This window comes from Formivibrio sp. oc-25 (assembly GCF_055810895.1).
In genome coordinates this window covers 143066-157380 of the sequence record NZ_JBVVOL010000002.1, presented here as the reverse complement: position 1 = coordinate 157380, position 14315 = coordinate 143066, and the positions used below count along the sequence as shown (strand labels likewise).

Genomic DNA, 14315 nt, shown 5'->3' with positions numbered 1-14315 from the left:
GTCTTAATCAGCAAACCCATGCAACGGGTGTTGACTCATGGCACACACCGAGAAACCGTGCCAGAAATCAGGAAGCCGGGATATTACACGAGTCGTTTCATCTTGTGAAGCAAAACGTGCAAAAACACAACTTCCGGAACCGGTCATCCTTGCTGGTGCATATTGATTCAACCAATCGATATGCTGTGCAATCAGCGGATGTTGCCGGATCGCCACTGCTTCCAGGTCATTGTGCGTGGTTGCAGCTGCGAGGTCGCGCACTTTAATGGCAGGCGTATTCCGTGTCAAGTCCGGATCGCGGAAAATATCCGGCGTCGGCACATGCACGGCCGGGTGCAGCACCACATACCAGGCATCTTCCGACGGCACCGGCGTCATGATTTCGCCAATGCCTTCAACAAACGCATTGCATCCGAACAGGAAGAAAGGCACATCGGCCCCCAGCCTCAAACCGATCGCCATCAGCTCCTTGCGTGACAGATTCAGGCCCCACAAGCGGTTAAGCGCCAGCAATACGGTTGCGGCATCGGAGCTGCCCCCCCCCATGCCACCGCCCATGGGCAGTAGCTTGTCCAGATCCAGCGTCACACCCATGCTGCAGCCGGTATGCGATTGCAACAGCCTGGCGGCACGCCAGATCAGGTCGGTTTCCGGCGGCACACCGGCCAGCGGATTGCGGCGCACGATATTCCCACTCTCGTCGGGCTTGATCCAGACCGTATCGCACCGATCGACCAGCTGGAACACCGATTGCAGCAGATGATAGCCATCAGCACGCCGGCCAATCACATGCAGGAACAAATTGAGTTTGGCCGGAGCCGGGAAGCCCAGAAAACCGGCATCATTCAGGGCTGGGGAGAAGTCTGCCATTGCCATTCCGAAATCACGATACGCACGGTGACATCATCGCGCGTCAATACAATCTTGCGCGGGCCACGCGGCGCCGGGCTGGTTTCCGAATAATCGCTGGCCAATACCTGCCAGCCATCCTGCTCGATCAAGGTACCTTCAGCCGTGGTGCGCTGACTGGCAGCCCCCGGCGCCGGCAAGCCCTGCAGCCACCAGCGCAAACCGGCAACCGGCAGGCGCATGCCGGTCGACTCGTACAGAAGAGACTCGGGTTCGCCGCTTCGTGCCCGGCCATCACTATCGCGCAGGATGGCATAGTCTGGCAGGCCACGCTGATAGTGGATTTCCAGCTCGGCCAGGGTCTGCCCGAGCGGATTGCCGAACGACAGTCGGTCGGCCTCGCGTTCGGCCTGCCAGCCGAAATTGGCATAATGCGAATCGCTGCCGGCACGGATGCTGACCCGGCCGCTGGCGGAAAAACCGTTCAAAGGCACCGGCGGCGTCTTGAGCCCGGCGCAGCCGGCCAGCAACAGCAGCAAGACCAACAATAATCTGCGCACGTTACCACCCCAGGCGCTTGCGCACTTCCAGCAGAATTTCTTCTTCCGGACTGCCGGCCAAGGCAGCATCAAGCACTCGCTTCGCTTCCTGCTGCTTGCCACTCACCCACAGCACCTCGGCGTAATGCGCGGCAATTTCCGGATCCGGCAGCAGACGATAGGCGCGTTCAAGCCATTCCAGCGCCTCAGACAGGCGCCCCTGCTTGAAGCGCAGCCAGCCGACACTGTCGATGATCACCGGATTATCCGGCTCGACGGCAATGGCCTGCTCCAGCAAAACCTGCGCCTCTTCCAGCTTGTTGGCGCGATTGGTCAGCAGGTAGCCCAGTGCGTTGAGCGCATTCACGTTATCAGGATCCCGCTCCAGCATATAGCGCAGATCGGCTTCGCCCTCGGCATAGCGCTGCAAGAGATCGGCCATGAGCGAACGGTCGTAATACAGATCCAGTGCATCCGGGTATTGGGCAATCCCGCGCGTCAGCACTTCATGCCCCTTGGCCGGCTGTTTCAATTCGCGCCAGACTTGGCCTTCGATCTGGATGTTTTCGATTTTTTCCTGATCCGATTCGGCCGAGAGCGTACTCAGCGCCGCCTGCGCTTGTGCTTCATTTCCCTGCTTTGCCCAGAGACGCGGGATACGCATCTGCGCATGGCGCTGCTCATCCCCCGCCACCTGCCGATACCACTCCAGCGCCTGTCGATACTGATGGCGTTCTTCATCGATCTGCCCGAGGTAGTAGCGCAGCAAATCGGCATTGGAAGCACCACGGCTCAAGGCTGCCGACAGCATGTCATGTGCCACATCGAAATCCCGCGCCTGCAGCGCCAGCAACCCGACACCGACCAGCGCTTCGATCTGGTCGGGCTGGCGTGCCAGGATCGTCTCATACACGGCACGTGCCTCAGCCGTGCGCTGCAGTTCATTGAGCAAGCGCGCCTGCGCCAGCGGATAGGCCTGCTGCATCGGATTCTTGTTGCCTGCCTCACGCAGCAGCGTCAGTGCCGCATCGACATCATTGCGCTGACGCAACAGCTGCACCTTGTACATCACTGCCGGCTCCCACCAGGGCCGCAGCTTCAGGGCAACGTCGAGCTCACCCAGCGCCACATCCAGCCGCGTGCGCGAGGCATGCATGACAGCCAGCGCAAAATGCGCCTCGGGCATGGCATCCTTGCCCGCTGTCAGCAGACCGGTAAGACGTGCCACCTGCGCCTGGTCGGCCTTGCGCTCCCACAGCTGATGCAACTGCATGTAGAAATCCGCGAGTTCACGCTCTGGCAATGCCAGGAACGCCGGCACCTGTTCTTCGAGCACATCCAGCCGATTGGCACGTATCAGCAGCGATACGTACAACTGGCGCGCCAGCACCGATTGCGGCGAACGCTCGACCCAGATCTGGGCGGCATCCAGCGCTGCCGTCAGCTGCCCGGAGCCCAACGCCAGCTCAACCGCCCGCCGGGCAATGCGCGGATCCCGGGTACGCTGGGCCAGATCCAGCCAGCTTTTGGCCGCAAAGGCCGTCTGCCCGCGTTGCGCGGCAATGTCGCCCGCCAGAAAACGCAAGAGAAGATCGGCAGACAACTCGACACCAGGCAGATCTTCCGGCTTCCAGCCCTCATCGCGCGTTTCAGTACCCGGCGATTCCTGTACCGGCTGCGCAGCCATAGGAACCGGCTGCTGCGGCGTCAGGGCGCAGCCAGTCAGGATCAGGAACAGCAAGGGGCAGGAGCGGAGCAACATCGATGTCGTCTACCGGTGAAACAATAAAGGAACCATCTTAGGTAAACTCGGCTATCTTGTCCAAGCCATGCGCGAGAAGCCCCATGCCAGAATTGCCGGAAGTTGAAACCACGCGTCGCGGCATCAGTCCACGCCTGAGCGGCAATCGTGTCACCGAAGTGATCGTGCGCAATGCACGCCTGCGCTGGCCGGTGCCACCCGACCTGCCCCAATTGCTGGCCGGGCAGCGACTGCTGGAAATCCAGCGTCGCGCCAAATATCTGCTGTTCCGGTTCGAACGCGGTACGCTGATCGTGCATCTGGGCATGTCCGGCAGCCTGCGCGTACTGACCGAAGCCTTTCCCGCCGAAAAACACGAGCATATCGACCTGTTGTTCGAGCAGGGCCTGCGCCTGCGCTACCGCGACCCGCGCCGCTTCGGTGCGTTTGTGTGGACGGAAGATCCGCCGGAACAGCATCCGCTGATCAGCAAGCTCGGTCCGGAACCTCTGTCGGACAGATTCACACCCGACTATCTGGCGCACGCACTGGCTGGCCGACAAGCGGCCATCAAGCTCGCCATCATGGATCAGCATCTTGTGGTCGGCGTCGGCAATATCTACGCATGCGAAGCCCTGTTCCAGGCCGGCATTGCACCACAGCGCGCAGCCAGCAGCCTCACACACGGCGAAACCACCCGGCTGGTCGACAGCATCCGCACAGTGCTGGAAGCATCGATCCGGGCCGGAGGCAGCACCCTGCGCGACTATGTCGACAGCGATGGCAAAGCCGGTTATTTCACGCTTGATTGCGCGGCCTACGGGCGCGGCAGCCAGCCATGCCGTCTCTGTGGCAACCCGATCCAGGTTGCCCGACTGGGTCAACGCTCGACATTCTGGTGCATGCAATGCCAGCACTGAGCGACGAGTTCCATCGCCCACCAGCGGCCTGCATGCCGCATTCCGCAACACTCGCACCTGCGTGACACAATCCTTTCGCATTCCTTGACGAAAACTGGTCTAAAATCGAAAACATTTCGCCCATGTCAGTTGCCATCCTGATATTCAAAGGAAAACGCATGATCGCCGACTATCTGCACAACGATGCCATTGCCGCCAACGATCACCTGGCCGCCGAATTCCAGGCCTACAGCAACTGGCGCAGCAATCTCGCCCAATCGATCAGTCGGCTGTCTCGCTGGATCGGTGAACAGGATCTGGAAAACGCCCAGACCACGATGCGTATCCAGAGCCTGCTCGACAAGCTGCGCGAAGACAAACTCAACATCGCCTTCGTGGCCGAGTTCTCGCGTGGCAAATCCGAGCTGATCAATGCGATTTTCTTTGCCCACTTTGGCCAGCGCATCCTGCCCTCCAGTGCGGGCCGCACCACCATGTGTCCGACGGAGTTGCTCTACGACGCGAACCAGCCACCTTCGCTCAAGCTGCTGCCGATCGAAACCCGTGCCAACGACGCCTCGACCCAGGAGTACCGCCGCTTTCAGGATGAATGGCGAGTATTTCCGCTGGACCTGAATAACCCGGAAGCCATCCAGGCCACCTTTCTGGAAATCGGCAAGACGCGCAAGGTTGCCATCGAACTGGCGCGCCAGTACGGATTGTTCGACGAGAACGACCCGGATCAGGCTGCCGCCGCCACATCGGGTGAAATCGAAATTCCGTGCTGGCGCCATGCCGTGATCAATTTTCCCCACCCCTTGCTCGAACAAGGGCTGGTGATCCTGGATACCCCGGGGCTGAATGCCATCGGTACCGAACCCGAACTGACGCTGAACCTGCTGCCCAATGCGCATGCGATCCTGTTCATCCTCGCCGCCGACACCGGCGTCACCAAATCGGATATTGAAGTCTGGCGCAACCATATCGCGCGTGGACAAACCGGTCGACGCGGCCGCCTCGTGGTACTGAACAAGATCGACAGCATGTGGGACGACCTGAAGAGCCCGGCCCAGATCGAGAGCGAAATCCAGAAGCAGATCCGCACCACCGCCGAATTGCTCAATGTACCCACCGAGCATGTCTACCCGGTTTCCGCCCAGAAAGCGCTGGTCGCCAAGGTGCAGCAGGATGATGCCCTGCTCGGGAAATCGCGCCTGAGCGTACTGGAGCGGGCGCTGTCGGAAGAATTGCTGCCCGGCAAGCAGGATATCGTGCGAGATGCCGCGCATGACGAGATCGAAGACATCGTCATGTCGATTCGCAGCATTCTGGCAGCGCGGCGCAAGAATGTGGATGAGCAGCTGAGCGAACTGATGGGATTGCGCGGCAAGAATCAGGATGTCGTGGCGCAGATGATGCAAAAGGTGCAGACCGACAAGCAGCGCTTTGAACAAGGGTTGGTGCGCTTCCAGGCGCTGCGTAGCGTGTTCAGCCAGCAGACCAACAAGCTGTATTCATTGCTCGGACGCGAAGCCCTGAATGAGGAAATCGTGCGCATCCGCAGCGAGATGGATAAAACCCTGTTCTCGTTCGGCGAAAAGGGCTTGCGTGCCATCATGGATCGCTTTTTCCAGGATTCCAGCCAATCCATCAACAAGGCGGCGGAACAGGTTGCAGAAATCCAGGCCATGATGTCGGCGATGTACCAGAAGTTCAGCGAGGAGCATGGATTGGGACGTGTCACCCCGCCCCCCTTCTCCACGCTCAAATACCACAAGGAACTCACCCGGCTGGAAAAGACCTTCCGCGAGCATTTCAACACGGTCGGCAACCTGCTCACCACCAGCCAGGGGCGCCTAACGCGCAAATTCTTTGAAATCGTTGCCAGCCGCGTGGTGTATGTGTTCGATATTGCCAACCGCGATGTGGAAAACTGGCTCAAGGCGGTGATGGCGCCGATGGAAACCCAGGTACGCGAGCACCAGATGCAGCTGCGCCGCCGGCTGGAAAGCATCAAGCGCATCCACAAGGCAACCGATACGCTGGAAGACCGCATCCACGAGCTGGAAGAAATGGAGCGCCAGATGGCCGCGCAAACCACCGAGCTGGATCAGCACCTGCGCGGCATCTACACCACGCTGAATACCGACTTTGAAAAATTCGGCCAGCAGGCGGCCTGATTTTTCTTAGGCTTCAGTACATGAGTTTCCCGGCAACCACTTGATGCTGCAGCCATTGCTGGGCACCTGCTCTGCCAGCGGTGGCCGCCCTGCCAACATATTGGCCACGGCATGCTTGAGATCGTTGCCAGTTGCGATCTGGCCCTGGTTGGGGCGCGTGGCATCCAGCCGGCCCCGATACACCAATTTCAGCTCCGCATCGAACAGATACGGGTCCGGCGTACAGGCAGCACGAAACGCCCTGGCCACTGCTTGATCGGCGTCATACAGATACGGAAAGGTATAACCGTAATCCAGCGCGAACTCGGCCATGCGCGCCGGGGCATCTTCCGGATAGGCCTTGGCATCATTACTGGAAATCGCCACCATGCCGATCCCTTGCTCGGCCAACTCCCGCCCCAAAGCCGCCAGCAAGGGATTGACGTGCAGCACATACGGGCAGTGATTGCAGATGAAAATCACAAAGAGCCCCTTCTGTCCGGCAAGGTTCGACAGGGTATATGCCCGACCCTCGCCATCCTGCAGCGTGAAATCCGGCAGCGTTGTGCCCAACGGCAGCATGCTTGAATAAGCCAGCGTCATGATTCATCCCTCTGGGGAATATTCTCGCTTCAGGTTAGCGCACGCAGCGCTAAAATGGCAGTCATCCGCATCCACATTGATACCGCCATGATCTTCTCGCGTCAGTTTCCCGCCACCCGCCTGCGTCGCATGCGCCGCGATGATTTTTCACGCCGCCTGATGCGTGAAAACATGCTCACCGCCAATGATCTGATCCTGCCGGTTTTCGTTCTGGAAGGCCGTGACCGCTGCGAGGCGGTCGCCTCGATGCCGGGCGTGGTACGCCAGACCCTCGATCACCTCTATGCCACGGCGGAACAGGCCGTCGAACTCGGCATTCCGGCGCTGGCACTGTTTCCTGTCATTGAAACCGCGCTGAAAACCCCTGGCGCCGAAGAAGCCTGGAACCGCATGGGCCTGATTCCGCGCGTGGTACGTGCCTTGAAGGAACGCTTTCCGCAACTGGGCATCATCACCGATGTTGCGCTTGATCCCTACACCAGCCACGGCCAGGATGGTCTGATCGACGAGCATGGCTATGTCATGAACGACGAAACCGTCACGGCCCTGATCCGCCAGGCGCTCAGCCATGCCGAGGCCGGCGCCGATGTCGTGGCGCCCTCGGACATGATGGATGGCCGCATCGGCGCCATCCGCACGGCACTGGATCGCGACAACCACATTCACACCCGCATCCTGGCCTATTCGGCCAAATACGCATCGGCATTCTACGGCCCGTTCCGTGATGCAGTCGGCTCGGCCGCCAATCTGGGCAAGAGCAGCAAGGAAACCTACCAGATGGACCCGGCCAATTCGGACGAGGCCCTGCACGAAGTGGCGCTGGATCTGGAAGAAGGCGCGGACATGGTCATGGTCAAACCAGGACTGCCCTATCTCGACATCGTGCGCCGCGTGAAGGATGAATTCTCCGTGCCGACACTGGTCTACCAGGTCTCCGGCGAATACGCGATGCTTAAGGCCGCCGCGCAAAACGGCTGGCTGGACGAAAAAAAGGTGGTCCTGGAAAGCTTGCTTAGCATCAAGCGTGCCGGCGCCGATGCCATCCTCACCTATTACGCGATCGACGCCGCACGCTGGTTGCAGGAGTAAACGATGTACCGTGTTCTGTGCGCCGATCTCAATCATCCCGATCATGCCCGGGGCATCATTGAGTGCCTGGACGCCTATGCGCGTGATCCGATGGGTGGCGGCACCGGCTTGAGCGATAGCGTGCGTGCACAGGTGATCGATGGGCTCAAGGCGCACCCGGCCAGTGTCACGTTCATTGCCATGGCCGCCGATGAAGTGGTCGGTGTCGCCGTCTGCTTCATGGGCTATTCGACATTCCGTGCCAGACCGCGACTGAATCTGCATGACCTCGTCGTCTTGCCGAGCCACCGTGGCCAGGGCTTGGGCCGCCGGCTGCTGGAAGCCGTGGTTGAGCACGCGCGTTGCCAGAATTGCTGCGCGGTCTCGCTTGAAGTCCGGCAGGACAATCCCGTTGCGCAGGCGCTGTACCGCACACTGGGATTTGGTGCACTGGATGACCCGATGGAATTCTGGATCAAGCCTGTTTGATCCAGGTGACAGGAAACCTGTGCCGAACCAAGGTTTTTCGTTAAAATTCAAACTTTTTGCGAGGGGCGTGCCATGGTTCAGGTTGGCGTGGTAATGGGAAGCAGCAGCGACTGGGAAGTGATGCAGCACGCTGCCCGTCAGCTCAAGGATTTTGGCGTCGAATTCGAGTGCAAGGTGGTTTCCGCGCACCGCACGCCTGATCTCCTGTTTGAATATGCGGAAACCGCGCACGAGCGGGGTTTGCGCTGCATCATCGCCGGCGCAGGCGGTGCTGCCCATCTGCCGGGCATGCTGGCTGCCAAGACCACGGTACCGGTACTGGGGGTGCCTGTGCCCTCCAAATATCTGCGGGGCGAAGACTCGCTACTCTCGATTGTCCAGATGCCCAAGGGCATTCCGGTTGCCACCTTTGCCATCGGTGAAGCCGGTGCGGCCAATGCCGGCCTGTTCGCAGTCGCCATGCTCGCGCATGAATATCCGGAAATCGCTGCCAAACTGGTGGAATTCCGCCAGAAGCAAAAAGATACCGTGCTGGCGATGGAGTTGCCCGAAGTCTGATGCTGCAACCGGCAGAATCCCGCCACCAGCAGGCGATCCGCGCGCGTGGGTGCTGGCACAGCATCCTGCTAGTAGGCGCACTGGGCTGGGGCAGTGCCTTCAGCCTCTTGTTTGCCGGCCTGCAACACGTAACCGGGGAAGTAGCCACCTACTGGCCTGCGGTACTCGATGCCCTGCCGCTGGGCATCCTGGCAGGCGCCGTCTATGGCTGGTCGCGCTGGGGCTATGCCCTCCTGGCCCGTGTACGCGAACGCCACTATGTTGATCCTGATGAAGAAGAACCGAAGAGAAACAAAATGACAGTGAAAACCCAAGCCGGCGCACGTCCGGGTTCTGCCATCCTGCCACCCGCGATGCTGGGCATTCTCGGTGGCGGCCAGTTGGGCCGCATGTTCACCACGGCAGCGAAAACCATGGGCTATCGCGTAACGGTGCTTGATCCGGATCCACAAGCGCCTGCCGCGGACTTTGCCGACGTTCATCTGTGCAAACCCTATACCGACCCGGAAGCGCTGGCCGAACTGGCCCGCACCTGCGCGGCAGTGACCACCGAATTCGAAAACGTCAGCGCCGACTCCATGCGCTGGCTGGCCCGCCAGGGCGTGCCGGTCAGCCCGTCCGGTGATTGCGTTGCGATTGCGCAGGATCGCATCGCGGAAAAGACCTTTATCCGCAATGCAGGCCTCGCTACCGCCCCGTTTCTGGCCGTGAACACGGCTGCCAATCTGACCGATGATCTCGCCCCCTATCTGCCAGGCATCCTGAAAACCGCGCGGCTGGGTTATGACGGCAAAGGCCAGATCCGGGTCAGGACGGTCGAGGATGTGCATCTGGCACTGAGCGAACTCAAGCACCAGCCCTGCGTGCTGGAAAAGATGCTGCCGCTGAAATGCGAGGTTTCCGCGATCGTGACCCGTACCGCAGCCGGTGAAATCGCCAGCTTCCCGGTTGCGGAAAACGAACACCCGACCGGCATTCTCGATGTATCGATCGTGCCGGCGCGCGTGCATGCCGATATCGCCGAGAAAGCCCAGGCAATGGCACAACAGCTGGCTGCCGCCCTCGGTTATGTCGGCGTGCTGGCTGTCGAATTCTTCGTGCTCGATGACGATAGTCTCGTCATCAACGAAATTGCCCCGCGTCCGCACAACTCCGGCCACTACACGCTTGATGCCACGCTCACCAGCCAGTTCGAGCAGCAGGTGCGCGCCATGTGCAACCTCTATCCGGGCAAGCCCGATCTGGTCTGCCCGGTCGTGATGGTCAACCTGCTGGGCGATGTCTGGGGCGAGGATGGCAGCGAACCGAACTGGGAAGTACTCATGACCGCCCCGAACGCCAAACTGCATCTGTACGGCAAGAAAGAGGCCCGACCCGGGCGCAAGATGGGCCACTTTAACGTGCTGGCAGAGACCGCCGACAAGGCACTGCAGCAGGCAAGGGCCATTCAGGAAACGCTCTGATCTGATCGGAAACGCCCGATCAAGCAAACAAGCGGCCGTACTCCATACGGCCGTTTGTTTTTGCACTGCCTATACTGCGGGTAACAGGATTGATCCGGACCCGTGCCATGTCTTCCCTCTTCATGATCTGGCTGCTGTTCGCCCTGTGCGCGGCGACAATCGGCGTGGCCGGTGCAAAACTATCGCGCTATGGCGACATCATTGCCGACAAGACTGGATTATCCGGCAGCTGGATCGGCCTGATCCTGCTGGCCACCGTCACATCCTTACCGGAGCTTTTTTCAGGAATCAGCGCAGTTACGCTCGCCCACGTTCCCAACATTGCCGTGGGCGACGTCATGGGCAGCTGCATATTCAATCTGATGATACTGACGGTACTGGATTTCTGCTCATCCGGTGAATCCGTTTACCGGCGCGCTAGCCAAGGCCATCTGTTGTCAGCCGGGTTCGGCATTGTGCTGATCGGTTTTTCCGGCCTCAACATTTTGCTCGCCGGGCAATCCGTCAGCTTGGCTATCGGGCATATCGGCCTGTACTCGCCGGCAATCGTATTGCTGTATTTCGTGGCCATCCGTGCAGTGTTTTTTTACGAAAAACAGCAAATGCAACTTGCCATGGAACAGGTATCCGACCGCTATCCGCAGATTTCGCTGCGACAAGCTGCACTGGGCTATGCCACTTGTGCGCTTTTCGTGGTCATCGCCGGCATCGCCCTGCCCTTCATCGGCTCAGCCCTGGCCGATGCCATGGGCTGGCACAAAACCTTTGTCGGAACACTCTTCATCGCGGCTGCCACCTCGCTGCCGGAGCTGGCGGTGACTTTCGGCGCCCTGCGCATCGGCGCGCTGGATATGGCAATTGCCAACCTGCTGGGTAGCAATCTTTTCAACATCTTCATTCTGGCCATTGATGACGCGTTCTATCTGACAGGGCCGCTGCTCGCCCATGTTTCGGCCAGCCACGCACTGTCGGCCCTGTCGGCCATCATGATGACAGGCGTGGTCATCGTCGGATTGGTTTACCGCCCCAACAAGCGCCTGTTCCGGGCACTGGAATGGATCAGCCTGGGGCTGTTCTCGCTGTATGCCCTGAATACCACCGTGCTCTATCTGTACGGGGGCGAATAGGCCTACGCCAGGACACGAAAACACAAGCGCTAGCTCATCGCCCGGATCCGGGCGGCCTCACCGCTGACCAGGTGGCGCATCAGCAGTTTTTCCAGTTCGATCAGCAACAGCATGACCAATCCGGCAAGAAAAATATTGCGCCAAGCGATGGCTGAAATCGCCGTGGTGCCAAACAATTGCTGCATCGGCCCCCAGCAGGTAAATGCCAGCTGGAACGGAATGATCAGGCCGATCGAAATCCAGGCAGGCCGGTTGCCCAGCAGCGCCTTCGGAGTAAGGATACTGCGATAGAGATAACGGCTGTTAAGCAGATAAACGATCTCGCCCATCACGATCATGTTGACCGCCCCGGTACGCGCAGCCGCCAGCTCGCCACCGCGCTCCAACTCGCCCCAGAACACCCAGAGCGCCGCCACCACCATCAACACTGAGACCAGCACCACCCGCCAGACCAGGAAGCCGGACAACAGCGGTTCGTGCGGATCACGCGGCGGCTTGGCCATACCCGCATCATCACCGGGCAAAAACGCCAGCGACAGGGATAATGTCACGGCGGTGATCATGTTGATCCACAAGATCTGCACCGGTGTCACAGGCAGCTGAATGCCGAGCAATATCGCAATCAGGATGATGCCTCCCTCGCCACAGCTGGTCGGCAACACATACGCAATGGCCTTCTTGATGTTGTCGTAAACGGTACGCCCTTCCTCGACAGCATGGCTGATCGAGGCAAAGTTGTCGTCGGCCAGCACCATTTCCGCCGCTTCGCGCGCGGCCTCGGTTCCCTTGAGCCCCATTGCCACCCCGACATCGGCGCGCTTGAGCGCCGGCGCATCGTTGACACCATCCCCGGTCATCGCCACCACGGCGCCCTGCGCCTGCAACGCAGTCACGATACGCAATTTGTGCTCCGGGCTGGCACGCGCGAAGACATCGGCCGTCATCACCGCCTGCTGCAGCCGGGTATCATCCATGGCTTCGATCTGAGCTCCAGTCAGCACCAGTCCCAGTTCATCGCCCAATCCGAGTTGACCGGCAATGGCACGGGCTGTGACTGCATGATCACCTGTAATCATCTTCACGCGAATACCGGCCTGCTTGCACAGGGCAACCGCACGAATGGCTTCCTCACGCGGCGGATCAATGATGCCGGCCAGACCCAGCAGCACAAACCCTTGCGCTGCATCATCAAAAAGCAGTTCCAGCTTGTCGACCGGCACTTCTTTCACCGCTATCGCCAATACACGCAAGCCATCACTGGCCATGGCTTCGCTGCGGGCATGCCAGAATCCAGCATCCAGCGCGTTTGTTTCACCCTCCGCATTACGCTGCCGTTCACAACGGACCAACACCGCTTCCGGCGCCCCTTTGAGAAACACCCAGGCATGGCCGGCATGATCATGATGCAAGGTTGCCATGAAGCGGTGTTCGGATTCGAACGGAATCACATCGGTGCGCGACAGGCTATCGCGCTCGAAAGCCGGGTCGAGTCCGGCCTTCAGTGCCAGCGTCACCAACGCTCCCTCGGTCGGATCACCCTGCATCACCCAGCCATCAGCATGCAGCCTGACCTCTGCATCGTTGCACAGCATGGCCGCCCGGTACAGTTCCAGCAAGGCAGGGCATTGCTCGGCTTCAATTTCGCGATCCTCGCAAGCGATGGTGCCATGCGGCGCATAACCAGCCCCCGTTACGGAAAATGACCGGTCTGCCATCACCAGCTGCTGAACCGTCATCTCGTTACGGGTCAGCGTACCGGTCTTGTCGGTACAGATCACGGTGACCGAACCCAGCGTTTCCACCGCCGGCAGGCGGCGGATGATGGCATTGCGCCTAGCCATGCGCTGCACGCCGATCGCCAGAGTAATCGTCACGATGGCTGGCAAGCCCTCCGGAATCGCTGCCACAGCCAATCCGACCGCTGCCAGAAACATCTCGTCGAGCGTGAAATCACGCCAAAGCACGCCCAGAAAAAAGGCCACCCCGGTCAGAATGCCGATTGTAATAGTCAGCCGATTGGCGAATTCCGCCATTTTCCGCAGCAGTGGGGTCTCCAGCGTCCGCACCTCAGCCAGCATTGCGCTGATACGGCCGATCTCGGTGCCGCCGCCGGTGGCAACCACGACACCGCGCCCTTGGCCATAGACAACCAGCGTGCCGGAAAAAGCCAGGCAAAACCTGTCGCCAATCTCTGCTTCGCGCGCTACGGCTTCAATGGCTTTCTCTACTGCAACCGCTTCGCCGGTAAGGATGGATTCTTCAATGCGCAGGTTCTTGGTTTCAAGCAGGCGCAGGTCTGCCGGCACCTTGTCTCCGGCCGTCAGCAGAACAATGTCTCCAGGTACCAGCGCCTCGGTCGGAATCTCGTGCCGTTCGCCATGTCGGATTACTACCGCTACGGAAGTCAGCATGTTGCGGATGGCATCAAGCGCACGCTCAGCCTTGCCTTCCTGGATAAAGCCGATCAAGGCATTCAGGATAACCACGCCGAGTATCACGCCGGCATCCACGTAATGGCCCAGCAGGGTCGTCACACCGGCCGAACCGAGCAAGACATAGATCAGTACATTATGAAACTGCAGGGCAAAACGCATCAGCGTACTGCGCCGCGCCGGAGCCGGCAGTACATTGGGGCCATGCTCGGCCAGACGTCGCTCAACTTCGGCAGCCGACAATCCCTCTAACCGGCTCTGACTCCGGGCCAGCGCTTCATCCGGTTTCAGGGCATGCCAATCGTTCACTTGGGGCGCAGGACCGGAAGCCATCCTGATACTCCTTTTCGATCTGGTAGTTGATTCAGTATAGGCAGCCCCCCATGCT

12 protein-coding genes are annotated in these 14315 nt (G+C 60.0%); 7 read left to right on the top strand and 5 right to left on the bottom strand.

Translation table 11 applies throughout. The features are described 5' to 3' along the window. Positions 1–3: 3 nt before the first annotated feature. The 3 genes from ispE to AC0KVQ_RS02200 are packed head-to-tail and all read right to left on the bottom strand — an operon-like array spanning position 4 to position 3150. Positions 4–870, bottom strand: coding sequence for a 4-(cytidine 5'-diphospho)-2-C-methyl-D-erythritol kinase (gene ispE / locus AC0KVQ_RS02210; RefSeq protein WP_473419470.1), 867 nt, complete (start codon positions 868–870; stop codon positions 4–6). Then, on the bottom strand, positions 846–1409 hold the full coding sequence (gene lolB, locus AC0KVQ_RS02205) for a lipoprotein insertase outer membrane protein LolB (protein ID WP_473419469.1): 564 nt from the start codon (positions 1407–1409) through the stop codon (positions 846–848). The genes ispE and lolB overlap by 25 nt, the downstream gene beginning before the upstream one ends. Position 1410: 1 nt before the next feature. After that, positions 1411–3150, bottom strand: coding sequence for a tetratricopeptide repeat protein (locus tag AC0KVQ_RS02200; protein ID WP_473419468.1), 1740 nt, complete (start codon positions 3148–3150; stop codon positions 1411–1413). An 83-nt stretch (positions 3151–3233) separates the two neighbouring features. Here AC0KVQ_RS02200 and mutM point away from each other — a divergent pair, with 83 nt between their 5' ends. Continuing rightward, a complete protein-coding gene (gene mutM, locus AC0KVQ_RS02195; RefSeq protein ID WP_473419467.1) occupies positions 3234–4049 on the top strand; it encodes a bifunctional DNA-formamidopyrimidine glycosylase/DNA-(apurinic or apyrimidinic site) lyase in 816 nt (271 codons plus the stop codon). Between the two features lie 158 nt (positions 4050–4207). Then, complete coding sequence (locus tag AC0KVQ_RS02190; RefSeq protein WP_473419466.1) at positions 4208–6208, top strand: dynamin family protein; 2001 nt, start codon at positions 4208–4210, stop codon at positions 6206–6208. Between the two features lie 6 nt (positions 6209–6214). Here AC0KVQ_RS02190 and AC0KVQ_RS02185 read toward each other — a convergent pair whose 3' ends face one another. Beyond that, on the bottom strand, positions 6215–6790 hold the full coding sequence (locus AC0KVQ_RS02185; RefSeq protein WP_473419465.1) for a thioredoxin family protein: 576 nt from the start codon (positions 6788–6790) through the stop codon (positions 6215–6217). Positions 6791–6877: 87 nt separating this feature from the next. Between AC0KVQ_RS02185 and hemB the strand changes: the two genes are divergently transcribed. The 5 genes from hemB to AC0KVQ_RS02160 all read left to right on the top strand — a co-directional run bounded on the left by hemB (position 6878) and on the right by AC0KVQ_RS02160 (position 11495). After that, positions 6878–7879, top strand: a complete 1002-nt coding sequence (gene hemB / locus AC0KVQ_RS02180) for a porphobilinogen synthase (RefSeq protein WP_473419552.1) — start codon at positions 6878–6880, stop codon at positions 7877–7879. A 3-nt stretch (positions 7880–7882) separates the two neighbouring features. Then, on the top strand, positions 7883–8347 hold the full coding sequence (locus AC0KVQ_RS02175; RefSeq protein WP_473419464.1) for a GNAT family N-acetyltransferase: 465 nt from the start codon (positions 7883–7885) through the stop codon (positions 8345–8347). 72 nt (positions 8348–8419) lie between these two features. Beyond that, complete coding sequence (gene purE / locus AC0KVQ_RS02170) at positions 8420–8905, top strand: 5-(carboxyamino)imidazole ribonucleotide mutase (protein WP_473419463.1); 486 nt, start codon at positions 8420–8422, stop codon at positions 8903–8905. Positions 8906–9201: 296 nt separating this feature from the next. After that, on the top strand, positions 9202–10368 hold the full coding sequence (locus tag AC0KVQ_RS02165; RefSeq protein WP_473419551.1) for a 5-(carboxyamino)imidazole ribonucleotide synthase: 1167 nt from the start codon (positions 9202–9204) through the stop codon (positions 10366–10368). Between the two features lie 107 nt (positions 10369–10475). Further along, positions 10476–11495 carry a sodium:calcium antiporter gene (locus AC0KVQ_RS02160; RefSeq protein ID WP_473419462.1) on the top strand — a complete coding sequence of 340 codons (1020 nt, stop codon included), beginning with the start codon at positions 10476–10478 and terminating at the stop codon, positions 11493–11495. A gap of 29 nt (positions 11496–11524) precedes the next feature. Here the strand turns inward: AC0KVQ_RS02160 and AC0KVQ_RS02155 are convergent, their stop codons facing one another. Then, positions 11525–14260: a cation-transporting P-type ATPase gene (locus AC0KVQ_RS02155; RefSeq protein ID WP_473419461.1), complete on the bottom strand. Its 2736-nt coding sequence runs from the start codon at positions 14258–14260 to the stop codon at positions 11525–11527. Positions 14261–14315 lie beyond the last annotated feature (55 nt).

Coding starts and splice junctions, on each gene's coding strand:
- AC0KVQ_RS02185 (WP_473419465.1), bottom strand. CDS start 6,790: ATGACGCTGGCTTATTCAAGCATGCTGCCGTTGGGCACAACGCTGCCG.
- AC0KVQ_RS02160 (WP_473419462.1), top strand. CDS start 10,476: ATGTCTTCCCTCTTCATGATCTGGCTGCTGTTCGCCCTGTGCGCGGCG.
- AC0KVQ_RS02155 (WP_473419461.1), bottom strand. CDS start 14,260: ATGGCTTCCGGTCCTGCGCCCCAAGTGAACGATTGGCATGCCCTGAAA.
- AC0KVQ_RS02165 (WP_473419551.1), top strand. CDS start 9,202: ATGACAGTGAAAACCCAAGCCGGCGCACGTCCGGGTTCTGCCATCCTG.
- AC0KVQ_RS02200 (WP_473419468.1), bottom strand. CDS start 3,150: ATGTTGCTCCGCTCCTGCCCCTTGCTGTTCCTGATCCTGACTGGCTGC.
- mutM (WP_473419467.1), top strand. CDS start 3,234: ATGCCAGAATTGCCGGAAGTTGAAACCACGCGTCGCGGCATCAGTCCA.
- AC0KVQ_RS02175 (WP_473419464.1), top strand. CDS start 7,883: ATGTACCGTGTTCTGTGCGCCGATCTCAATCATCCCGATCATGCCCGG.
- hemB (WP_473419552.1), top strand. CDS start 6,878: ATGATCTTCTCGCGTCAGTTTCCCGCCACCCGCCTGCGTCGCATGCGC.
- AC0KVQ_RS02190 (WP_473419466.1), top strand. CDS start 4,208: ATGATCGCCGACTATCTGCACAACGATGCCATTGCCGCCAACGATCAC.
- purE (WP_473419463.1), top strand. CDS start 8,420: ATGGTTCAGGTTGGCGTGGTAATGGGAAGCAGCAGCGACTGGGAAGTG.
- ispE (WP_473419470.1), bottom strand. CDS start 870: ATGGCAGACTTCTCCCCAGCCCTGAATGATGCCGGTTTTCTGGGCTTC.